The following is a 22,658-nucleotide window of genomic DNA, read 5'->3' on the forward strand; positions in this document are numbered from 1 at the left end:
GCCATGACACTTCATATCGCCTACCCCGCAGAGCTGCCCGTTTCCGAGCGCCGCGAGGATCTGATGGCGGCCATTGCCGCCAACCAAGTGACCATCATTGCCGGGGAAACCGGCTCAGGTAAAACCACCCAAATCCCCAAAATGTGCCTGGAACTGGGCCTTGGTGACAAGGGCTTGATCGGCCACACCCAGCCACGCCGCCTTGCTGCCCGCACAGTGGCTGAGCGCATCGCGTTCGAGCTTGGTGTTGAGATCGGGCAGGAGGTCGGCTTCCAGGTCCGCTTCACCGGGGAAGTCAGCGCTGCCACAAAGATCAAGCTGATGACCGATGGCATCCTTCTCGCGGAAATCCAACGCGACAAGTTGTTGCGCAAATACAGCACCATCATCATTGATGAGGCCCACGAGCGCAGCCTCAACATCGACTTCATCCTGGGCTACCTCAAGCGCGTCCTCCCCCAGCGACCCGACCTCAAAGTCATCATCACTTCAGCCACGATCGATCCCGAGCGGTTTGCCAAGCACTTCGGCAGCGACGAGGATCCCTCACCGATCATCGAGGTATCCGGCCGGACCTACCCGGTGGAGATCCGCTACCGGCCGCTGTCCCAACCTGCCGGTGGGCAGGACGAGGATTCCGACGATGAGCTTGAAGAGGACCGTGATCCGCTGGATGCGGTGTGCGACGCCGTGGATGAACTCGCCAAGGAAGCACCGGGAGACATCCTTGTCTTCTTCTCCGGCGAACGTGAGATCAGGGACGCCACCGAGGCCCTCAACGGGCGCATCCAAAGCAACCGCCGGCTGGCGGGCACCGAGGTACTGCCGCTCTATGCACGGCTGAGCCTGCAGGAACAGCACAGGGTCTTCAACCCGGGCGGCAAGCGAAGAATCATCCTGGCCACCAACGTGGCGGAAACCTCCCTGACGGTGCCCGGCATCAAGTACGTCATTGATACCGGCACAGCGCGCATCTCCAGGTACTCGCACCGCACCAAGGTCCAGCGTCTTCCCATCGAACGCGTCTCGCAGGCCTCCGCCAACCAGCGCTCAGGCCGTTGCGGACGTGTCTCCGAGGGCATCGCCATCCGTTTGTACTCCGAAGAGGACTTCGAGTCCCGGCCCCAGTTCACGGACCCGGAGATACTCCGCACCAACCTCGCCGCCGTCATCCTCCAGATGACGGCCATGGGCGTGGCCCGCGGTCCCAAGGATGTTGAGAACTTCCCCTTCGTTGAACCCCCGGACTCCAGGGCCATCAACGACGGCGTCACCCTCTTGCGCGAACTCGGCGCCCTTGCTTCACCCAAGGCAGCTGACGATCGCGGCAAGGGCCGCGGCGCAAGCGGCCTCACCGCCGTCGGACATCAACTTGCCCAGCTGCCCGTGGATCCGCGGCTTGGCCGCATGATTGTGGAGGCAGGCAAGCGCGGATGCGTCCGGGAAGTCATGATTTTGGCCGCCGCGCTGACCATCCAGGACCCACGCGAGCGTCCCACGGACAAACAGCAGCTCGCTTCGGAGAAGCATGCACGGTTCCGGGATGAGCTCTCGGACTTTACCGGCTACCTGAACCTGTGGAACTATCTCCAGGAAAAACAGCGCGAGCTTTCCTCCACGCAGTTCCGCAAGCTGTGCCGCACGGAGTTCATCAACTACCTGCGGGTCCGTGAATGGCAGGATCTCTTCGCCCAGTTGCGGCAGCTCGCCAAGCCCCTGGGCATCGCATTGGACAACAAGCGTGAAGCTGATCCGGTGGGAAACTACGAGGGAATCCACATCAGCTTGTTGTCCGGACTCCTGAGCCACATTGGCTTGCTGGACGAACGCAAACGTGAATACGCGGGCGCGCGGGGCAGCCGCTTTGCCATCTTCCCGGGCTCGGCGCTGTTCAAGAAGTCTCCGGCGTTCGTGATGGCGGCCGAGCTCGTGGAAACCAGCCGGCTCTGGGCGAGGGTTGCTGCCAAGTTCGATCCCATCTGGGCCGAACAGGTGGCACCCGACCTCGTGAAGCGCACCTACAGCGAGCCACACTGGTCATCCCGCCAGGGGGCCGTCCTGGCGCACGAGAAGGTGACATTGTACGGCGTCCCCATCATTCCGGACCGGAGGGTCAACTACGGCCGCATCGATCCTGAACTGTCGCGGGAAATGTTCATCCGCCATGCGTTAGTGGAGGGTGAATGGAAAACCCACCACAAGTTCTTCCACCGCAACCGCGCCCTGCTTCAGGAAATCGAAGAGCTCGAAACCCGTATGCGGCGGCGCGACATCCTGGTGGATGACCAGACGTTGTTTGAGTTCTACGACGCCCGAGTGGGCAAGGACGTCGTGTCCGAGCGCCACTTCGACAGGTGGTGGAAGGACGCCCGCCAACGCGACGCTGCCCTGCTGGACTTCGACCAATCACTGTTGATCAGCGAGGACGCGGATGCCCTGGACGATTCCGCGTATCCCAAAACCTGGGTACACAAGGGCTTCGACCTGCCCCTGAGCTACGAATTCCACCCGGTGGCTCCTGGCTCTGTGCCAAACCCTTCAGACGGTGTCACGGCCGAAGTTCCCGTGCTGTTCCTCAACCAGCTCGATGACGCGCCGTTCAGGTGGCAGATACCCGGTCAGCGCGCCGATTTGGTAACAGCACTGATCAAGTCCCTGCCCAAGCAGATACGCAAGAACTTTGTGCCTGCCCCCGATGTTGCCCGGCAGGCCACGGCCGCCCTGGAAGCGGATTTTGACCCGGCCGTGGATGAGCTGGAAGCTTCACTTGAACTGGTTCTCCGGCGCCTCCGCGGGCACGTGATCCCGCCCGGTTCCTGGAACTGGGATGCGGTGCCCCCGCACCTCCGTGTGAGCTTCAAGGTGGTGGACAGCAAGGGCAAAGTGCTGGACGAGGGCAAGGACCTGGCCCGCCTCCAGGAGACACTTGCGCCGGCAACACGCCGGGCCATCGCCGAGTCCTTGGGAGCCACCCCCGCCACCACCCCGCGGTCCAAAAACAGCAAGCAGACGGTCGACGCCGGACCTGCCGCTTCAGGGAACGGGATCACCGATGCGCGCCTCGCGGAACGCAGCGGAATGACCACGTGGGATTTCGGCACCGTGGAACGCCAGGTCACCCGGACCGTCAAGGGTCACGATGTCACCGGGTTCCCGGCGGTGGTGGACGAAGGAACATCAGTTGCACTGCGCGTGTTCCAGACCCGCCCCGAGCAGGAAGCAGCCATGCGTGGCGGCGTCATCCGGTTGCTCGCATTGCGGATTCCACCACCGGACCGCTATGTGCTGGAACACTTGAGCAACACTGAGAAGCTGACCTTCAGCCAGAACCCGCATGGTTCGGTGAGTGCGCTCATTGCCGACTGTGCCTTGGCGGCGATCGACAAACTCACTCCGGCGGACCTGCCCTGGGACAAGGCTGCCTTCGACGCGTTGTACGAGGTAGTCCGGGCCGAACTGATCGATACGGTCTTCACGGTGACGGCCGTCGTCGAACGGGTGCTGTCCAGTACCCGCCGGATCCAGAAGGGGCTCAAGTCCAACGCCAGCCTTCCGCTCATCAGTGCCCTGAACGACATGAAGAGCCAGCTGGAACAGTTGGTGTTCCCCGGGTTTGTAGCACAGACGGGCTACGCGCAGCTCAGCCAACTTCCCCGCTACCTTCAGGCTATGGAAAAGCGGCTGGAGAAGCTCCCCGGGAATGTCCAGCGCGATGGTTTGAACATGGCAGTCGTCCAAGCGTTGGAAGATGACTACGACGACGCCGTTTCCGCGCTCCTTCCCGGTCGCCGCGCAGGCACGGAGTTAACCCGGGTGCGCTGGATGATTGAGGAACTGCGGGTGAGCCTGTTCGCCGTGGAGCTGGGAACGGCGTTCTCCGTTTCCGAGAAGCGGATTCGCACAGCACTGAACCAGGCCCTGGCGCCCGCCTGACCGGCGGGCGCAGGGCCGGGTTTCAGTCCTGGGGGACGTTCTCCCCGAAGCCCGCATCGTCCAACGCCTTCCGCAGCTGCACCGCGGTGGAGTCCATTAGGGCAGGGTCCGGGTTGTGGTCAACGTTGTGGACTTCAAAGTCTGCCGTTGAATAGGCCGGCCACACGTGGACGTGGAGGTGATCCACTTCAAAACCCTCCATGAGCACGCCAACCCGTTTTGCGTCGAACAGGACCTCCTGGACCTTCCCGATTTTCTGCGCAACGTCCATGACCTTGGCCAGAAGTTCCGGGCTGGCGTGCGTCCAGGAATCGACTTCCTCACGCGGCACCACAAGAGTGTGGCCTTGAGTCAGTGGTGCGATGGTCAGGAACGCGACGACGTCGGCGTCTCTCCAGACAAAGCGGCCCGGGATGTCGCCGTTGATGATTTTGGTGAACAAAGTGCTCATGCGTCCGCCCTTTCCGAGGCTGCCTGCAGCGTGGCCGTGTCCAGGACGAAACGGTACTTCACATCGCCCGCCACCATGCGCTCATAGGCCTCGTTGAGCTGGTCCGCGCCAACAACTTCAACGTCGCTGGCGACGCCGTGTTCGGCACAGAAGTCCAGCATCTCCTGGGTTTCCTCGATCCCGCCAATCAGGGAACCCGCATACGCAAGACGGCGGCGGATCAGCATTCCGGGGCTCACCGGAGGCATGTCGTCGGCGGGAAGGCCCAACTGGAAGAGCGCCCCGTCCAGGCGAAGCGTCCGGAAGTACGGATTGAGGTCGTGGGGTGCGGCCACGGTGTCGATGATGACGTCGATGGTTCGGTTTGCTGCTTCCATGGCGTCCTCGTCCTTGGAGAGGACCACATGGTCAGCGCCCAGTTCGCGGGCAGCCGCGAATTTGGTTTCGGAGGTGGTGAAGACCGTAACGTCCGCACCCATGGCCTTGGCGATCTTGACTGCCATGTGCCCCAGGCCGCCCAGGCCCACCACTCCAACGGAGTCGCCCTCTTCCACATCGAAGTACCGCAAGGGTGAGTAGGTGGTGATGCCTGCGCACAGCAACGGAGCTGCTGCGGCCGGGTCCAGCGACTCCGGAACCCTGAGAACGAACCTGCGATCCACCACCACCGACGTCGAATACCCGCCTTGGGTTACAGCGTCCCCTTGGCGGGGATCCGGAGCGCCATAGGTGCCGATGTTGCCTTTTTCGCAATACTGCTCAAGGCCCTCCAGGCAGCTTTCACATTCCCGGCAGGAGTCCACCATGCAGCCCACGCCCACCCGGTCGCCCGGGGCGAAGTCCTGGACGTCGGAGCCCACGCGGGTAACGCGGCCAACAATTTCGTGGCCGGGAACCAAGGGGTAAGGAGGGGTTCTCCATTCGCCCCGCGTTGCGTGAACGTCCGAGTGGCACAAGCCGCAGAATTCTATGGCGATTTCGACGTCATCGGCTGTGGGTGCGCGCCGCGCGACGGTCAGCGGCACCAACCCGCTGTCAGGCGATGTTGCCCCATAGGCAGCTGCAAGGGTGCCTGCCTCCTGGGGCCCGGAACCGCGGTCCGGGGTGATGGCTTTGGCGAGGGCTGGGGGTACGGGGCGTCCGGGTGTCATGCTTCGACGCTACTCCCGGCGGCTGTGCTTCTGCCACTTGGGGAGTTGTCCGCTCCCCCGGGTTGGCTGCCCACCTCAACGTGGTTCCGCTCGTTGCTGGACCATTGCGAGAATGATCCCGGATACAGGGCAGCCCGGAACCCGGCAATTTCCAAGGCTGCAACCTCATGGGCCGCAGTTACGCCTGATCCGCAGTAGACGGCCACATTGGAGGTCCCGTCCACTCCGAGTTCCTCAAACCTGCTCCGCAACTCCGACGCCGACAGGAATTTACCGTCGCCGGCAAGGTTTCCGGTGGTGGGAGCACTGAGCGCTCCGGGGATGTGCCCGGCGCGAGGATCCACCGGCTCCACTTCCCCCCGGTAACGCTCTCCTGCCCGGGCATCCAACAGGATTCCCTGCGTATGCCAGGCTCCGGCCTCTGCTTCGGCGATGACCGGCATGCTGTCGTGGCCCAGCGTGGCATTTCCGACGGCGGCACGCACCTCGCCTGCCTCCAGCGGATACCCCGCCGCACGCCAGGCGGCCAGGCCGCCGTCGAGCAGGTGAACCGAGGCCAGACCAGCGTTGCGGAGCATCCACCAGACGCGCGCGGCCGCCATGTTTCCGCTGTTGTCGTAGGCCACCACGGTGTCACCGTCATTGATACCCCAGTTCCGGGCCGCCGCCTGGAACCTGTGCAGCGAAGGGAGAGGGTGCCGGCCTTGGCCCACCTGCGTGTGGTCTGCCAGGTCCGCGGGGAGATCCACGAAGACCGCTCCGGGAATGTGCGCCCGCAGGTATTCGCCGTGCCCATCGTCGCGGCCCAGCACCCACCTGACGTCCAGGACCACGGTCAGTTGGCCGGAGGCCTGCCGGTTGACCAGCTCGGCTGCGTCCATCAAGGTGTCCATGGCTCTCCTTCGTTCCTGCGCCACGACGCAGCATTGTGGTCTGTGCAGCGCGGGGCACGGTGCCCAGTGCTGCCGACGCCAGGATTCCAGCCTAGGCTTATCCGGTGAGCAATTCGTGTATTCAGGACAGGTCCTGGGCAAGTGAAGCCATCCGCACCATAGAGGCGGAGAACAACCGTTCCGCGGACACGCACCTCTACGCTGTTCCCTTGCCGGACGCATGGGGCATCCAGCTGTACTTAAAGGACGAGTCCACCCACCGGTCCGGCAGCCTCAAACACAGGCTGGCCCGGTCCCTGTTCCTGTACGGACTGGTCAATGGATGGATCACCGAGGGCACAACAATCGTGGAGGCCTCCAGCGGCAGCACAGCAGTCTCCGAGGCCTACTTTGCCCGCCTGATCGGCTTGCCCTTTGTGGCTGTGATGACCAAGACCACCAGCCCGCAGAAGATTGCACTCATCGAAGAGTTCGGCGGTACGTGCCTCCTGGTGGATCACGCGTCAGAGGTCTATGCCGTGGCAGAGGAAACGGCCAGGACGTCCGGCGGCTACTACATGGACCAGTTCACCTTTGCCGAGCGGGCCACAGACTGGCGCGGGAACAACAACATCGCCGAGTCGATTTTCGATCAGTTGGCCCTGGAAGAACATCCCATTCCGGAGTGGATTGTTGTGGGCGCAGGAACCGGTGGAACCAGTGCCACCATCGGCCGTTACCTCCGCTACAACCGCTACCCCACCCGCCTGGCTGTTGTGGACCCCGAAAATTCGGCGTTCTACCCTGCATGGCGTGACGGAACGGCCGCCACAGCCACGGGACAACCCTCACGGATCGAGGGCATCGGACGTCCCCGCTCCGAACCAAGTTTTGTGCCCGCGGTCATCGACCACATGATCCAGGTGCCGGATGCCGCCTCCGTGGCAGCCATGCGGCATCTCCGCACTCTCACCGGTCTGCACGCCGGCCCGTCCACCGGAACCAACCTGTGGGGCGTGTGGCAGCTGATCGCAGCCATGGTGGCCGAAGGACGGACCGGAAGCATCGTCTCGCTGATGTGCGATTCCGGTGACCGCTACGCAGGAAGCTATTACGACGCCGGGTGGCTGGCCAACCACGGCCTGGACCCGGCGCCGCATGAGGCAGTCCTGGCCCGCTTCCATGAAACGGGCCTGTGGCAGGCCTAGACCTCCACGGAATCGCCCGGGTTGATCCGCTGGTAGCTTGAGCCGTACTGGGCACCAATGCGGGCAAGGTGCGACTCCACGATTCCGCGTCCCAACTCGTTGAGCAGGGCATCGTGCACCGGGTAGGCCTTGGGTGCGCGGACTGAGATCACAAAGTCCACCACTTCCCCCACTTTTGACCACGGGGCATGAATGGGAACCAACAACGTTTTGACGTCGATGCCGTCCGGCACCACAAAGGAGTCCCCCGGGTGGAAGACGTTCTCATCCACCAGGTAGCCGACGTTGGCAATCATGGGAATCTTTGCATGGATCAGGGCATGCTGGCCGCCGAAGGCCCTGACATTGAATCCCGCCGTTTGGAACGTTGAGTCCGGCTGCACCGTGTGCACACGTTCTGCAGCGTCGCTGTCCTTTCGCAGGGTTCCAGCCACACCTTCCGGAGCGTAAACCTGCAAGGCATCATTGGCACCAAGAGCAGCCATCAGTGCCGGCGGGTCAATGTGGTCCTGGTGCTCATGCGTGATGAGCACAGCGTGTGCGCCCTCCAAAGCTTCCGCGGCCTCAGAGAAAGCGCCGGGATCAATCACCAGCACCTTTCCTTCCTTTTCCAACCGGACGCATGCGTGGGTGTACTTGGTGAGCTTCATGGGGCAAGCCTAAAGCGGCCCCCTGACAGTTTCCTAGGTTCTACTGCTGGTAAAATCGGGAGTTGCCACGATTCCCACGGAAGTGAGTAGTTCCATGCCACAGGGCGCCAATTCCGCCACCACCGGTACCGCGGCGGCAGCCAGCAGCGGTGTCCGTGAGCAGCGTGTCACCAAGCAGCGCCTGGCCGTCAGCGCGGCATTGGACGAGCTGGATGACTTCGTCAGCACGCAGGAACTCTACCGGCTGCTCCAGAACAAGGGCATCTCGGTTTCCCTGGCTACGGCCTACCGGATACTGCAGTCGCTGGCTGACGATGGCCTCATTGACGTACTCCGCAACGGCGAGGGCGAGGCCGTCTACCGCAGGTGCGCAGTCACCGGCCATCACCACCACCTCCTGTGCCGCAACTGCGGCAAGGCAGTTGAGGTGGAGGCACCCGCCGTCGAAACCTGGGCCGCCCGCACCGCAACGGACCACGGCTTCACCGAAGTAGCCCACACCGTGGAAATCTTTGGCTTGTGCCCTGAATGCACCGCCAAGAAGGCGGCCGGTCAGCTCTAGAGGGCCCCGGCGGGAAGATCGCGCGTGACCCTGCCGTTCAATCCCCTTTTGGCCCGGACCCGTCCGATCACCCTGCACACCACGTAGATCAGGAAAGACAACGTGGTGACATAGGGACTGATGGGGATCCTGCTCCCCAGCGCCAGGAGGATTCCGCCCACGGTAGCGGTCATTGCGAACACGACGCTCAGCAGCACCACAAGCCGCGGCGACGTAGTCACTTTCAACGCGGCGGCTGCGGGCGTGATCAGGAGGGCCAAAACCAGCAGCGCGCCCACAATCTGGATGGACAGCGCTACGCTGACGCCCAGCAGCACCATGAAGCCGATCGCCAGTCCGCGGACCGGGACACCCCGGGCCTCGGCCATGTCCGGATCCACGCTGGCGAAGCTCAACGGACGCCATATGGCTACCAGCGCCAGCATCACCACCACCGCAGTTCCGGCCAGTACCTGTAGTTGCACTGTGTCCACGGAAACAATCTGGCCCGTCAGGAGCCCGAACTTGTTGGCCGCCCGGCCCTCATAAAGAGCCAGGAACAGGATGCCCAGACCAAGGCCAAACGGCATGATCACGCCAATGATCGAGTTCTTGTCCCGCGCCCGCACACCCATGAATCCGAGCAGGACTGCGGCCGCCACCGAGCCGATCAGCGAGCCGAAGATGATATCCGCGCCAATCAGCAGAGCGAAAGCCGCCCCGGCAAAGGACAGTTCGGAAATGCCGTGCACTGCGAACGCCAGGTCCCGCTTCATCACGAAGGTTCCCACCAACCCGCCGAGCAACCCAAGGACGGCGCCGGCCCAGATGGAGTTCTGAACCAGGACAAGCAGTTCCGGATAATTCTGGAAGTTGAAGATTGTCTGGAAAATGCTGGTGAGGTCCATGTCAGCGTTCCTCTTCCGTGGTGGCGTGCGCGTCATCGTGGAAGTGCGTAGTGGCGTCAGGAAGCCCGACGACGACGATTCTTCCGTTGGTATGGATGACCTCCACATGGCTGTTGTACAGCTCGGAAAGGACCTCGGTGGTCATGACCTCCTGGGGAGTTCCGATGCGGAACTGCCCGCCCGCCAAGTAAAGAACCCTGTCCACATAGTCCATCACCGGATTGATCTCGTGGGTCACGAAGACTACCGCACTGTTCCGCTCGTGGCATTGCTTGTTGATCAGCGAGCTGACGCCCTGCTGATGATGGAGGTCCAGCGAAAGAAGCGGCTCGTCGCAGAGAAGCACCTCCGGTTCGGTGGCAAGGGCCTGAGCCACCCGCAGCCTTTGCTGCTCACCACCGGACAACTGGCCCACGGGAACTTTTGCGTAGTCAGAGGCCCCCACCAGGTCAAGGAGTTCGTCAATCCGGGCGTTCACTTTCCCACCCGGGAGACGCACACCCCAGCGGTGCCCGTCTATGCCAAGGCCCACCAGGTCGCGTGCCCGCAACGGGGTGTCCGGTGCGAATGACTTTTGTTGGGGAATGTAGCCAATCCTCTTGCTGCCCCGTTCCACCGGATGACCGCCCAGGGTTGCCGTGCCGGCATGGAGTTCCTGGAGCCCCAGAAGGACTTTGAGGAAACTCGTTTTGCCACTGCCGTTGGGGCCCAGGACGGCAAAGAACTCTCCGGGATTGATGTCCAAGTCAAGATCCCGCCACAGGATTCTCTTGCCGAACTGCAGGCTGGCTCCACGGAGGCTCACTACCGGTGTCAAAAGTTGTCCTCAATCCATGCGCCATCGTCGCGCAAACTTATGCCGCTGCCATGCGCGGCGGTGGTGATGCCAGGATGAAGGCCGGCAGCCGAAGACCCCGCACCATCCTGAATATCTTAGGACGAGTACGGGGCCCAGCACTGCAAAGCCTTTCAGGCAGTTACTTCAGCGCGGCCGTCACAGCGTCCGCGTTGTCGGACATCCACTGCAGATAATCCTTGCCTTCAGGCAATGTCTCGGTGAAGTCCACCACCGGCACTCCGGCCGTTTCGGCTGCGCGTTTGACGGCCTCGGTCTGCGGGCCTGCCGTCTGATCGTTGTAGGCCAACAGCCGGACCGACTTGGAGGCGAGCAGATCGGTGGTCTCCTTGAGCACGGCTGCCGGAACGTCCGTTCCTTCTTCGACGGCGGCGCTGTACGCCTCCGGAGTCTTGTTTTCCAGTCCTGCCGCTTCCAGCATGTACAGCGGAACGGGCTCGGTGATGGCCACCGGCGCGTGGTCGTTCGCCGCCTTCACGGCATCAAGCTTGCTGCTGATGCCATTGAGTTTGGTCTTGAACGCTGCTGCGTTGTCCGTGAACGTCGACGCCGACCCAGCATCCAGGCTGCCAAGCTTGGCAGCTACGGCGTCCGCAAGCTTCTGCATGGTGGCAAGGTTGTACCAAACGTGTTCGTTGAACTCTCCGTGATCATGATTGTGGCCATCGTCAGCTGCCGCTTCGCTGCTGTGTGCTTCATCAGGAGCAAGGCCCGAGATCTCCACGGCGCTGATCATGTTCTCATGCCCTACCTTGGTGTCGTCGGCAATTTTATGCAGGAAGTCGTCGTAGCCGCCGCCGTTCTCGACCACCAGCTTGGCCTTGGATACCGCCAGCTTGTCCTGGGCATTGGCCTCGTAGGAGTGCGGATCCTGGCTGGTCTTGGTAATGATCGCGGTGACGTTGACCTTGTCACCGCCAATGGCTTTGACAATGTCACCGTAAACGTTGGTGGACGTGACCACGTCGATCACGCCCGACGACGATTTGTCGGCGCCCGCGGGGGCCGCACAGGATGACAACAGGAGTGCTGCCAGGCCCGCAAAGGCTGCCACGGACAGGCGGGAGGCGTTACGACGCACGGGGACCTCGATCTACTCACAATGAGAATCAAAAACAATTACTGACAGATCCGAGTGTATCCCTAATTGGGAATCATTCCTATTTAGAGACAACTCTGGCGCGGACCGTCAACGGTCCACGCCAGAGTTTCCAGCCTGCTATGCCAGGGTTACTGCTCCACTTGCTGTGCACCGTACCGGCGGATGCCGGTGGCCTGGGTAGCATCACGGATCTCGCCCACCAGCTGCTCGATCACATCTTCAAGGAACAGCACGCCCTGGGTGTCGCCCTTGGGTCCCACCACGCGCGCCAAGTGCGATCCCGTCCGCTGCATGACGGACATCGCCTGTTCGATCTCGTCATCCGGGGAAAGGTTCGCCAGTGAACGGATGCGCCCCTCGGCTATGGGATGCCTGCGGCCTTCCTCCGGAATGGAGAGGATGTCCTTGACGTGCAGGTATCCGGCGAGTTCGCCGTCGTCGTCCACCATGGGGAAGCGGGAGAAACCTGTGCGGCTGACCGCTTTCTCCAACTCCACCGGCGTGGACGCCGTCCTGAGGACCACCAGCTTGTCCAGCGGGACCATGATGTGCGCGGACGTATGCTCCGAAAACTCCAAGGCTCCGGTCAGCAGTCCTGCGTCGTCATCCACCAATCCGTGGCGGGTTGACTCCTGGACAATGGATTGGACCTCTTCGAGGGTGAACGATGAGGAGACCTCGTCCTTGGGTTCGATTTTCATCAACCGCAGGATGTGGTTGGCCAACCAGTTGAGGGACCAGATGATGGGGTTCACCACGCGGGCAATGAACATCAGCGGCGGGGCCAACAGCAACGCCGCCTTGTCTGCCACGGAGACGGAGATGTTCTTGGGAACCATCTCGCCGAAAGTGACGTGGAGGAACGTCACCACGAGCAACGCAATGGCGAAAGCAACTACGTCCGCCAGTTCCACCGGCACGCCCACCATCTCCAGCGGCTCCGCCAACAGGTGGTGGATCGCCGGTTCTGCAACCTGCAGAATCAGGAGGGAGCAAACGGTAATACCCAGCTGCGCACAAGCGAGCATCAAGGAAACGTTCTCCATGGCCCGCAGAGTGGTCTGCGCACGCTTCGATCCCGCTTCAGCAAGCGGTTCGATCTGGCTCCTTCGCGCCGACATCACCGCAAATTCCGCCCCCACAAAAAAGGCGTTGCCGATCAGGAGAACAACCAGCCACACTATGCCTGCCCAGTCGTTCATCGGGCACCTGCCTCATGGTTGGCCGGTTCGGCATCGGACGGCGAGGTCTCTGCCTCTACATAGTGGAAGCAGATCCTGTCGATCCTCCGGCCATCCATCCTGGTGACAGTGAGGGTGCCGGTCCCGGTCTCCACCACGTCACCGGTTTTGGCGATGCGCCCCAGTTGGCTCATCACGTATCCACCCACAGTCTCGTAAGCGGACTCGTCGGGCACCGTGAGATGCGGTATCTGCTCGGAGACTTCGTCCGGACGCAGCAGACCCGGGAAGTACCAGTCACCGGAAGCGCTCTGCAGCACACCCGGGCGGACTTTGTCGTGCTCGTCGGCAACCTCACCCACAATTTCCTCAACGAGGTCCTCCAGGGTGGCGATGCCTGCCGTTCCGCCGTATTCGTCCAGTACCACTGCGAGCTGCAGGTTTCCCTCGCGCAATTCCGAGAGGAGTGCGTCCAGGTGGATGGTTTCCGGCACCTGCAGGACATCGGTCATGATCGCACCGGCCTCCAGCTTGGCGCGCCGCTCGGAAGGCACAGCAACGGCCTTCTTAACGTGCACAACTCCGCGGATGTCATCGGTCGAGTCGCCAATGACCGGAAAGCGGGAATACCCGGTCCGCCTGGCGGCATCGAGGATGTCGGCCACGGGCTGGTCTGCATCAATGGTCTCCATGCGGATACGGGGTGTCATGACATCCGCAGCCGTCCGGCCCGAGAAGTTCAGCGTCCGGGCTACGAAATTCGCAGTTCCCGCATCCAAGGTTCCGAGTTCGGCGGAACGACGCACCAAGGACGCCAGCTCAGCCGGGGTCCGGGCTCCGGAAATCTCTTCCTTGGCCTCAAGGCCGAAAATGTTGAGCACCTTGTTGGAGAAACCGTTCAACACAACAATGGCCGGCTTGAAGACGGCAGTGAACATGAGCTGGGGCCGGGCAAGCGCCTTACCCAGCGGGAAAGCCAAAGCGATGGCCATATTCTTGGGAACCAGCTCGCCGATCAGCATAGACAACAGGGTTGCGATCACCATGGCAAGGATCAACGCCACTGAATGGGTGACCTCTGCGGGGATGCCCACCGCACCCAGGGGGCCCAGGAGGAGCTGCCCCAACGACGGCTCCATCACGAAACCTGTCAGCAGTGTGGTGAGCGTAATGCCCAACTGGCAGCTGGAGAGCTGGGTGGAGAGGGACTTCAGGCACTTCAGGAGCGGAGCCGCCCCCTGATCGCCGCTGTCCACGGCCCTCTGAACGCTGGATTGATCCAGGGCCACAAGGGAAAATTCAACTGCTACAAAAAAGCCGGTGCCCAGTACCAGGGCGAAACCGGCAAGGAGAAGCAACCATTCCATGTCAGCGCATCACTCCTGTGATGGGCACGTGAAGGAGGAATGGTACCTTCGCCCAAGGACCTGGTCCCGGCGGAGGCTGGTCGGGTCCGGCAGACGCGATGCCTGCTGAACCACCGGCTGCAAGCGCCGGCGCGTGATGGGCATGTGAACGGGTATTGCCGGCTCGACGGGCACGCTGTGCGGAGGTGCCATTGTGGCTCCCCCGACAGTTCCCAGGCCGGCACCTAGATTTACTGTCCATAAGACTTTCAGTCTACAGTCCGCACCCGGAGCCGCGCTTAATCAACGGACTTCATCCCTGCCAGCATCGCCCCCATCCGGGCCGCAAGTCCATGCGAACATGATTTAGGTCACCACTATTGGCAGTTAACCAACGATCCTAACTAGACTGTCAGAGGTCCGAGTTCGCGGGACCCGGAGCCTGTTCCATTGTTGCGGAAAAGCAACTTTGGCCAGCGGGAAAACATCACTCATGGAAGAGGCGTATTTCAAGTGCCAGAGCAGCCCAGCCACCGTCTACCAGAGGAATTTGGCGGAAACGAGTGGCTCGTTGACGAACTGTACGAGCGGTACCAACAGGACAAGAATTCGGTCGACGCCAAGTGGTGGCCGCTTTTCGAATCCTTCGGTTCCGCTGACGGCACTTCTTCCAACGGAACCACCGCAGCCCCAGCAGCTGCCCATCCCCCAACCCAGGAACTTCCCGTAGTGGCCAAGGCCCCCGCGGCACCGGCACCGGCGCCGGCAGCCCCCGCGGAGGCTGCGCCTGCGGCACCTGCCCCCACCAAAAAGGCCCCGGCGACGGTTGCCCGCGACGGCGCAAAGAAGCCCGCCGGAGGCAACGCCACCCAGCCCATCCCGGCTCAGCTGCCCAAGAGCAACAAGGCCCCCACTGCACCAGAGGAAGACGTCGTCTCCGTCCTCCGCGGTCCGGCAAAGGCCATCGCCACCAACATGGTCACCAGCCTTGAGGTGCCTACGGCCACCAGTGTCCGCGCTGTTCCGGCCAAGTTGCTGATCGATAACCGTGTTGTCATTAACTCCAACCTTGCCCGTGCCCGCGGCGGCAAGGTGTCCTTCACGCACCTGATCGGCTACGCCGTGGTGCGCGCCCTCTCCCAGTTCCCCTCGATGAATGTCTACTACGACGAAATCGACGGCAAGCCCAGTGCAGTCCAGCCCGCACACGTCAACTTCGGCATCGCCATTGACATGCCCAAGCCCGATGGCACGCGCCTCCTGATGGTTCCCAACATCAAGAAGGCCGAGACCATGGACTTCGCCGAGTTCTGGCACACCTATGAGGACCTGATCAAGCGGGCCCGCAACGGCAAACTGACTGCGGACGACCACGCAGGCACCACCGTGTCCCTGACCAACCCGGGTGGAATCGGCACGGTTCATTCGGTGCCGCGTCTGTCCAAGGGCCAGGCCGCCATCATCGGCGTCGGCGCGTTGGACTACCCGGCAGAGTTCCAGGGCGCCAGCGAGAAAATCATCGCCCAGAACGCCATCAGCAAGATCCTCACCCTGACCTCCACCTATGACCACCGCGTCATCCAGGGTGCAGGCAGCGGCGAGTTCCTGAAGCTGGTCCACCAGCTCCTGCTGGGCGCCCAGAACTTCTACGACGAGATCTTCGAAGCCCTGCGCATTCCGTACGAGCCCGTGCGTTGGAGCCCCGATCTCCAGGTGGATCCGGCTGACGAGATCAACAAGGTCGCCCGGATCCAGCAGCTGATCCACTCCTACCGCGTCCGTGGCCACCTGATGGCCGACACCGATCCGCTGGAATACGTCCAGCGGAAGCACCCGGACCTCGACGTCCTGACCTACGGCCTTACGCTGTGGGACCTGGACCGCGAATGGCCCACCGGCGGCTTCGGTGGCAAGCCGATGCTGAAGTTCCGCGACATCCTCGGCGTCCTCCGGGATGCGTACTGCCGCACCACCGGCATCGAGTACATGCACATCCAGGAACCCGCAGAGCGTAAATGGTTCCAGGACCAGTTGGAGCACCCGTACTCCAAGCCCAGCCGTGAAGAGCAGCTTCGGATCGTCTCCAAGCTCAACGCTGCCGAGGCCTTCGAAACGTTCCTGCAGACCAAGTTCGTCGGGCAGAAGCGCTTCTCTCTCGAAGGCGGCGAGTCCCTGATTCCGCTGTTGGACGCTGTCATCTCCGACGCCGCCGACGACGGCCTGGACGAAGTTGCCATCGGCATGGCACACCGCGGCCGCCTGAATGTTCTGACCAACATCGCCGGCAAGACCTACGCACAGGTCTTCCGCGAATTCGAAGGCACCCAGGATCCCCGCTCCGTGCAGGGCTCCGGCGACGTCAAGTACCACCTGGGCACCGAAGGCACCTTCACCTCGGACAACGGCAAGCAGACCAAGGTTTACCTTGCAGCCAACCCGTCGCACCTTGAAGCCGTGGACTCCGTGCTTGAAGGCATTGTCCGCGCCAAGCAGGACCGCCTTGACCAGGGCGAGTCCTTCCCGGTCCTGCCCATCATGGTCCACGGCGATGCCGCCTTCGCAGGCCAGGGCGTGGTGGCGGAAACGCTGAACCTCTCCCAGCTGCGCGGTTACCGCACCGGCGGCACCATCCACGTGATCGTCAACAACCAGGTCGGCTTCACCACTGCGCCTTCCTCGTCGCGTTCGTCCACGTACTCCACGGACGTCGCCAAGATGATCCAGGCACCGGTCTTCCACGTGAACGGCGATGACCCCGAGGCCGTGGTGCGCGTAGCCCAGCTCGCCTACGAGTTCCGTCAGCGTTTCCACAAGGACGTTGTCATCGACATGGTCTGCTACCGCCGTCGTGGTCACAACGAAGGCGACGACCCCTCAATGACCCAGCCGCTCATGTACAACCTGATCGAGGCCAAGCGGTCGGTCCGCAAGCTGTACACAGAGTCCCTCATCGGCCGCGGTGACATCACCGAGGAAGAAGCAGAGCAGTTGCTGCGCGACTACCAGGAACGCCTGGAACGCGTGTTCGCCGAGACCCATGCTGCACAGACATCCCCGATCCCGATCATCACTGCGGATTCCGCAGCAGTGTCGGACATCGAGCGTCCCATCGCCCAGCAGTCCGATTTCGGCACCAACTCCCCTGCCTCCACAGCCATTTCGGCGGAAACCCTTGCCCGGATCGGCAAGGCGCACGTGGAGATCCCGGATGGCTTCACGGTTCACTCCAAGCTCAAGCAGCTGCTGGAGAAGCGTGAGCAGATGTCACGCGAGGGTGGCATCGACTGGGGCTTCGGCGAGATCGCTGCTTTCGGTTCGCTGATCATGGAAGGCGTCCCCGTGCGCCTGGCCGGCCAGGACTCCCGCCGTGGAACCTTCGTGCAGCGCCATGCCGTGTTCCACGACCGCGCCAACGGCAATGAGTGGCTGCCCCTGGGCAACCTCACCGATGACCAGGCAAAGCTGTGGATCTACGATTCCCTGCTCTCCGAATACGCGGCCATGGGCTTCGAATACGGCTACTCCGTGGAGCGCCCGGATGCCCTGGTGCTGTGGGAGGCCCAGTTCGGCGACTTCGTCAACGGCGCCCAGACCATCATTGATGAGTTCATTTCCTCCGCCGAGCAGAAGTGGGGCCAGCGCTCCTCACTGGTCCTCATGCTCCCGCACGGCTACGAAGGCCAGGGACCGGACCACTCGTCGGCCCGCATCGAGCGTTTCCTCCAGCTGTGTGCCGAGGACAACATGATCGTTGCGAACCCCACCACGGCAGCGTCGCACTTCCACCTGCTGCGCCGCCAGGCCTACAGCCGTCCGCGCAAGCCGCTGATCATCTTCACTCCCAAGCAGCTGCTGCGCCTCAAGGGCGCCGCGTCCGCCGTCGAAGATTTCACCAATGGTGGCTTCCGCCCGGTCATTGCCGATCCGGAGGTTCAAGCTGACCAGGTCAAGCGCGTGATCCTGGTTTCAGGGCGCTTGTACTACGACCTCCTGTCCAACCGCCAGAAGTCCGGAGATACGTCCACGGCGATTGTCCGCGTTGAGCAGCTCTACCCGCTGCCCAAGGCCGAGATTGATGCCGAGTTGGCCAAGTACCCCAACGCTGACATCGTTTGGGCGCAGGACGAGCCGGCGAACCAGGGACCGTGGCCGTTCATGGGCTTGAACCTGGCCCCTGAACTGGACCGCAAGCTGCGACTGGTATCGCGTCCCGCGTCGGCTTCCACCGCCGCAGGGTCCATGAAGCGCCACGCTGCCGAGCAGGACACCCTGATCAAGCAGGCGTTCGACCACAAGTAACTGCAAAATTGCCCGGTCGGAGGCGCGCTATGCGCACCGAAGACCGGGCAGTTCTGTTTAATGGGACAGGTACCCGGTAACGGGACAGGTACCCGGTGGTGATCCAGGACCAGCAAGGACCGTAACGAGTGTGAAGAGGTAACTGTGGAAGACAGGAAGCTGCGAATCGCGGCTGTAGGAGATGAACTGCTCGCGGGCCTGGGGGATCCCCGTGCGCTGGGCTGGCTCGGAAGAGTATTGGCCCGCACACCCCAGGACACCGTTACGGTGGAAAGTTTCGCACTCCCCTGTCCCATGGAAGGCACGGAGGGGCTGGCTGCACGCTGGCAGGACGAGGCGGGCAGGCGTTTCAGTGACCAGCATGAAAACCGCCTGGTGATTGGACTGTCCGGCCGCGACCTTGAGTTCGGACTGTCCACGGCCCGCAGCCGCCTTAACCTGGCCAACATCCTGGACGGCGCCTCCCACAGCAGCGTGGAGGTCTTCGTGGTGGGCCCGCCGCCCACTCTGGATCCCGCACGCAACAAGCGGCTCGCAGAGCTCAACACGGCGTTTGCCGACGTCACCACGCGGCGCAACCACCACTACGTGGACACGTTCTCGCCCCTGCTCAACCACGAGCAATGGCGGACGGACCTTTCTGCCAACGGCGGAACCCCCGGGCAGGCGGGCTATGGGCTGATCGCCTGGTTGGTCCTGCACCGCGGCTGGTTCCAGTGGCTTAACATAGCCCAGCCGGAGTAAAACCTCTTGGACCAGGAGGCGCAGCAACCGGCCCGGTTCGCGGCGCAGCACCCGGGTGTGCGAAACTGGAGGGCAGCTTTATTGAGTATCTATCTTTTGAAGGAGGCCAGCTATGAGCAAGCGTGCACGTAAGCGTCGTGACCGTAAGCGTGGCGGCGCGAACCACGGCAAGCGCCCCAACACCTAAGCCAGCGGCTTAGCGTCACATGCCTGAAAAGCGATGGACCCGGAAACCTTGTGGTTTCCGGGTCCATCGCATTTAAAGCAAGGGTTCAGGACGAGTCAGGCGTCAACGGCCTTGATGGAGTGAATCCTGTCAAGAATCGACGTCTTGAGGTTCTCCGGCGCGGACTCCGTGCAGGAACGCTTCACCATGGTCCTGATGAGGCACTCAAGGTCATACTGCTCGGCACACTCCCCGCAGTTGTCCAAGTGCTGCTTGATCTCCGTCAGGTCCTCGCGTGTCAACGCACCGTCGAGGTACTCGTAGATTCGTTGCATCCGTGTATCGTCGCAATCGCCCAATCCCTGGCAGTCGCTCATTTCGCTTTCTCCTGATTGTTGCTTCCGGCCGTGGCCTGATCATCGGTTTGGGCCTTGAAGCCCCGTTCGGCGGCATAATCCGCCAGCATGTCCCGCAGCATCTTCCTGCCGCGGTGCAACCGCGACATCACTGTGCCTATGGGAGTGTTCATAATTTCTGAAATTTGCTTGTACGCATAACCTTCAACGTCAGCAAAATACACAGCCAGCCGGAACTCCTCCGGAATGGACTGCAAGGCATTCTTGACATCGGAGTCCGGCAAGTGGTCCAGCGCCTCGGCTTCGGCGGACCTCAACCCCGCTGAAGTATGGGACTCAGCCTTGGCCAACTGCCAATCCTCGATGGTGTCCGAGTTGGATTGCAGCGGCTCGCGCTGACGCTTGCGGTACAGGTTGATGTACGTGTTGGTGAGGATGCGGTAAAGCCACGCCTTGAGGTTGGTGCCGGGCTTGTACTGGTGGAACGCCGAGAATGCCTTGGTGTAGGCCTCCTGAACCAGATCCTCCGCATCAGAAGGGTTCCGCGCCATCCGCATGGCAGCTGAATACAGCTGGTCCACGTACTGCATGGCGTCCCGCTCGAATCGCGCACGCCGCTGTTCGGCCGTCTCCTCGGAGACGTCGACGGCGGCAGGCGCCTCCGCCTGGACATCGGCGGACGAGTCGGCTGCTTCATACATGGCCGCTGCGGCCGGTTCAATGGTGCTCATCGTTGCCAAGTCTACTGTCAGCTTGGGTGAATCCGACTGCGTTCCATACGTGGGCTCAAGCAGAACCGCGCGGTCCTTTACCAAAGTCAAAAAATCAACTCCGTTCAGCGAAGCGGCAACACCATGCCGCGGCACGGTCTCCGCCGCGCCTGATGTTCACAACGGCTGCTGCTGGGTAAATATTCCGCAAAGATGCAAGACTAGAGCAGACTGCACCGGCGTGAAACACACCCTGATAGAACAGTGCGGCAAGCCATCCAGGAGGCAACACATGTCTGTTATCCGTTTTCTCGCGCGGCCCATGCTCGCGTCCAGCTTTGTCGTGGCAGGTCTGGACAAGCTACGGAATGCGGACGACACTGCGAAGCAACTTTCGCCGGTTCTCCGACGCGCCGCCGAATCACTGCCCTTCAAAGCCGACGAGAAGACCCTCGCGCGTGTCCTCGGTGGAGCCCAGTTGGGGGCGGGTGCCTTGTTGGGCCTGGGCAAGCTCTCCCGCTTCGCTGCGACGGTCCTGACCGTCACCTCTGTCCTCAACTCCTACGTTGAGTGGCGCGCAGCAGACATCAGCACCAAGGAAGCCCGCTCCGCCCGCAAGATGCGGTTGCTGAAGAACATTTCCCTCACCGGTGGCGTCCTGCTTGCTTCCGTCGACACCGCCGGACGTCCCAGCATTGCCTGGCGCGCCGAGCACCTCGCCGCCGATGCCAAAAAGGTTACTGGCAAGAAGATCAAGCGCGCCGACAAAGCAGTACGCAAGGCCGTAGACAACGCAGTTGGAGCATAAGCAAGAATGACAGGCACCACCCCCGCAACCACCGATTTGCCCCCCGGAACCACGCTGCCCTTGTGGCCCGCACCGTATGCTGCAGGCCCGGTGGACGCAACGGTGACAGTGCCCGGCTCCAAGTCGCTGACAAACCGTTTCCTTGTGCTGGCAGCTTTGGCTGACGGTCCCTCGGTGTTGCGGGCGCCCCTCCACTCCCGTGATTCAGCACTCATGATCGAGGCTTTGCGGAAGTTGGGTGCCGGCATCAGCGAAGTACCCGGAGATGGCGACTACGGTCCCGACCTCCACATCACCCCCTTGGATCCGGACGCGCCTGAGGGTGATACTGCCATTGACTGTGGCCTGGCCGGAACCGTGATGCGCTTTGTTCCGCCGTTGGCCGCCCTGCGTCAAGGCACCACCCTGTTCGACGGTGACCCGCACGCCCGTAACCGGCCCATGGGGACCATCATCGAGGCACTGCTGGCGCTGGGCGTCCCTGTCGCCGCTGAAGGCGGCAGGGCGCCGTCGGCCCTTCCATTCAGCGTCAACGGAACCGGCGCAGTCCGCGGTGGCCACTTGGTGATCGATGCCAGTGCGTCATCCCAGTTCGTCTCCGCACTGCTTCTGGTGGGCGCGCGCTTCACCGAGGGACTGCACCTGGAGCACGTAGGCAAGCCCGTTCCCAGCCTGGACCACATCAGCATGACGGTGGCTGTTTTGCGCAGCGTGGGCGTTCAGGTGGACGATTCCGTGCCCAACCACTGGAGGGTTTCGCCCGGTCCCATCAAAGCCTTCGACCAGCGGATTGAACAGGATCTTTCCAATGCGGGCCCGTTCCTGGCGGCCGCGCTGGCAACGCGCGGAACCGTCCGGATTCCCAACTGGCCCACGGGCACAACACAAGTGGGCGACCTTTGGCGCTCCATCCTGGCCCAGATGGGTGCCACGGTTTCCTTGGACAACGGAACCCTGACCGTCACGGGCGGCCCCACTATCAACGGCGCGGATTTTGACGAGACGTCGGAACTGGCCCCCACAGTGGCGGCGCTCTGCGCCCTGGCAACCAGTCCGTCGCGCTTGACCGGCATCGCCCACCTCAGGGGCCACGAAACTGACCGCCTCGCCGCCCTGGTGGCTGAGATCAACCGCTTGGGAGGGGATGCGGAAGAGACTGCTGATGGCTTGATCATCCGTCCTGCCGCACTCCATGCCGGGGTGGTGCACAGCTACGCTGATCATCGGATGGCCACCGCCGGAGCAATTCTGGGCCTTGCCGTGGAAGGCGTAGAGGTTGAGGACATCGCCACCACGTCCAAGACCATGCCCGCTTTCCCGGAGATGTGGATGAGGATGCTCCAGTCCACGGGCGAGGAAGAGGCCGGCAAGTAGTC

General features: G+C 62.5%; 19 protein-coding genes. 8 read left to right on the forward strand and 11 right to left on the reverse strand.

What is annotated here, in order from left to right:
- The first annotated feature begins 3 nt into the window (after positions 1 to 3).
- Positions 4 to 3,933, forward strand: coding sequence for an ATP-dependent RNA helicase HrpA (gene hrpA, locus JOE60_RS11540; protein ID WP_167263036.1), 3,930 nt, complete (start codon positions 4 to 6; stop codon positions 3,931 to 3,933).
- Between the two features lie 22 nt (positions 3,934 to 3,955).
- Here the strand turns inward: hrpA and JOE60_RS11545 are convergent, their stop codons facing one another.
- Genes JOE60_RS11545 through JOE60_RS11555 form a run of 3 tightly spaced genes read right to left on the reverse strand, consistent with a single transcriptional unit; the run spans position 3,956 to position 6,428 of the window.
- On the reverse strand, positions 3,956 to 4,384 hold the full coding sequence (locus tag JOE60_RS11545) for an HIT family protein (protein WP_167263038.1): 429 nt from the start codon (positions 4,382 to 4,384) through the stop codon (positions 3,956 to 3,958).
- The gene (locus JOE60_RS11550) at positions 4,381 to 5,535 is read right to left on the reverse strand and encodes an NAD(P)-dependent alcohol dehydrogenase (RefSeq protein ID WP_167263040.1); all 1,155 of its coding nucleotides are present in this window, start codon (positions 5,533 to 5,535) and stop codon (positions 4,381 to 4,383) included. Before JOE60_RS11550 ends, JOE60_RS11545 begins: the two co-directional genes overlap by 4 nt.
- Positions 5,532 to 6,428, reverse strand: coding sequence for a sulfurtransferase (locus JOE60_RS11555; RefSeq protein WP_167263042.1), 897 nt, complete (start codon positions 6,426 to 6,428; stop codon positions 5,532 to 5,534). The genes JOE60_RS11550 and JOE60_RS11555 overlap by 4 nt, the downstream gene beginning before the upstream one ends.
- A 104-nt stretch (positions 6,429 to 6,532) precedes the next feature.
- Between JOE60_RS11555 and cds1 the strand changes: the two genes are divergently transcribed.
- Positions 6,533 to 7,615 (forward strand): L-cysteine desulfhydrase Cds1, encoded by a 1,083-nt coding sequence (gene cds1, locus JOE60_RS11560; RefSeq protein ID WP_167263044.1) that lies wholly within the window; start codon positions 6,533 to 6,535, stop codon positions 7,613 to 7,615.
- On the opposite strand, the gene JOE60_RS11565 is transcribed toward cds1, so the two are convergent.
- Positions 7,612 to 8,265 (reverse strand): MBL fold metallo-hydrolase, encoded by a 654-nt coding sequence (locus JOE60_RS11565; protein ID WP_167263046.1) that lies wholly within the window; start codon positions 8,263 to 8,265, stop codon positions 7,612 to 7,614. The genes cds1 and JOE60_RS11565 overlap by 4 nt on opposite strands.
- A 94-nt stretch (positions 8,266 to 8,359) precedes the next feature.
- On the opposite strand from JOE60_RS11565, the gene JOE60_RS11570 reads away from it, so the two are divergent.
- Positions 8,360 to 8,827 (forward strand): Fur family transcriptional regulator, encoded by a 468-nt coding sequence (locus JOE60_RS11570; protein WP_167263048.1) that lies wholly within the window; start codon positions 8,360 to 8,362, stop codon positions 8,825 to 8,827.
- On the opposite strand, the gene JOE60_RS11575 is transcribed toward JOE60_RS11570, so the two are convergent.
- The 5 genes from JOE60_RS11575 to JOE60_RS11595 form a co-directional block, all read right to left on the reverse strand.
- Positions 8,824 to 9,714 (reverse strand): metal ABC transporter permease, encoded by an 891-nt coding sequence (locus tag JOE60_RS11575; RefSeq protein WP_167263050.1) that lies wholly within the window; start codon positions 9,712 to 9,714, stop codon positions 8,824 to 8,826. The two genes, JOE60_RS11570 and JOE60_RS11575, sit on opposite strands and share 4 nt — an antisense overlap.
- Position 9,715: 1 nt before the next feature.
- On the reverse strand, positions 9,716 to 10,531 hold the full coding sequence (locus JOE60_RS11580; RefSeq protein ID WP_204814917.1) for a metal ABC transporter ATP-binding protein: 816 nt from the start codon (positions 10,529 to 10,531) through the stop codon (positions 9,716 to 9,718).
- Positions 10,532 to 10,691: 160 nt separating this feature from the next.
- The gene (locus JOE60_RS11585) at positions 10,692 to 11,651 is read right to left on the reverse strand and encodes a metal ABC transporter solute-binding protein, Zn/Mn family (RefSeq protein ID WP_167263052.1); all 960 of its coding nucleotides are present in this window, start codon (positions 11,649 to 11,651) and stop codon (positions 10,692 to 10,694) included.
- A 149-nt stretch (positions 11,652 to 11,800) separates the two neighbouring features.
- A complete protein-coding gene (locus tag JOE60_RS11590; protein WP_167263054.1) occupies positions 11,801 to 12,874 on the reverse strand; it encodes a hemolysin family protein in 1,074 nt (357 codons plus the stop codon).
- Complete coding sequence (locus JOE60_RS11595; RefSeq protein ID WP_167263056.1) at positions 12,871 to 14,220, reverse strand: hemolysin family protein; 1,350 nt, start codon at positions 14,218 to 14,220, stop codon at positions 12,871 to 12,873. Before JOE60_RS11595 ends, JOE60_RS11590 begins: the two co-directional genes overlap by 4 nt.
- 492 nt (positions 14,221 to 14,712) lie before the next feature.
- On the opposite strand from JOE60_RS11595, the gene JOE60_RS11600 reads away from it, so the two are divergent.
- The 3 genes from JOE60_RS11600 to JOE60_RS18590 all read left to right on the forward strand — a co-directional run bounded on the left by JOE60_RS11600 (position 14,713) and on the right by JOE60_RS18590 (position 19,429).
- The gene (locus JOE60_RS11600) at positions 14,713 to 18,498 is read left to right on the forward strand and encodes a multifunctional oxoglutarate decarboxylase/oxoglutarate dehydrogenase thiamine pyrophosphate-binding subunit/dihydrolipoyllysine-residue succinyltransferase subunit (protein WP_167263058.1); all 3,786 of its coding nucleotides are present in this window, start codon (positions 14,713 to 14,715) and stop codon (positions 18,496 to 18,498) included.
- A gap of 144 nt (positions 18,499 to 18,642) precedes the next feature.
- Positions 18,643 to 19,242 carry a GDSL-type esterase/lipase family protein gene (locus JOE60_RS11605; protein ID WP_167263060.1) on the forward strand — a complete coding sequence of 200 codons (600 nt, stop codon included), beginning with the start codon at positions 18,643 to 18,645 and terminating at the stop codon, positions 19,240 to 19,242.
- Positions 19,243 to 19,354: 112 nt separating this feature from the next.
- Complete coding sequence (locus tag JOE60_RS18590) at positions 19,355 to 19,429, forward strand: 50S ribosomal protein bL37 (protein WP_369299106.1); 75 nt, start codon at positions 19,355 to 19,357, stop codon at positions 19,427 to 19,429.
- 95 nt (positions 19,430 to 19,524) lie between these two features.
- On the opposite strand, the gene rsrA is transcribed toward JOE60_RS18590, so the two are convergent.
- Positions 19,525 to 19,785: a mycothiol system anti-sigma-R factor gene (rsrA, locus tag JOE60_RS11610; protein WP_167263062.1), complete on the reverse strand. Its 261-nt coding sequence runs from the start codon at positions 19,783 to 19,785 to the stop codon at positions 19,525 to 19,527.
- Positions 19,782 to 20,585: a sigma-70 family RNA polymerase sigma factor gene (locus JOE60_RS11615; RefSeq protein WP_167263064.1), complete on the reverse strand. Its 804-nt coding sequence runs from the start codon at positions 20,583 to 20,585 to the stop codon at positions 19,782 to 19,784. Before JOE60_RS11615 ends, rsrA begins: the two co-directional genes overlap by 4 nt.
- 181 nt (positions 20,586 to 20,766) lie before the next feature.
- Here JOE60_RS11615 and JOE60_RS11620 point away from each other — a divergent pair, with 181 nt between their 5' ends.
- Complete coding sequence (locus tag JOE60_RS11620) at positions 20,767 to 21,282, forward strand: DoxX family membrane protein (protein WP_167263066.1); 516 nt, start codon at positions 20,767 to 20,769, stop codon at positions 21,280 to 21,282.
- Between the two features lie 6 nt (positions 21,283 to 21,288).
- Positions 21,289 to 22,656, forward strand: coding sequence for a 3-phosphoshikimate 1-carboxyvinyltransferase (gene aroA, locus JOE60_RS11625; RefSeq protein WP_167263068.1), 1,368 nt, complete (start codon positions 21,289 to 21,291; stop codon positions 22,654 to 22,656).
- Positions 22,657 to 22,658 lie beyond the last annotated feature (2 nt).

It is taken from the genome of Paenarthrobacter ilicis, assembly GCF_016907545.1.
GTDB lineage: Bacteria > Actinomycetota > Actinomycetes > Actinomycetales > Micrococcaceae > Arthrobacter > Arthrobacter ilicis.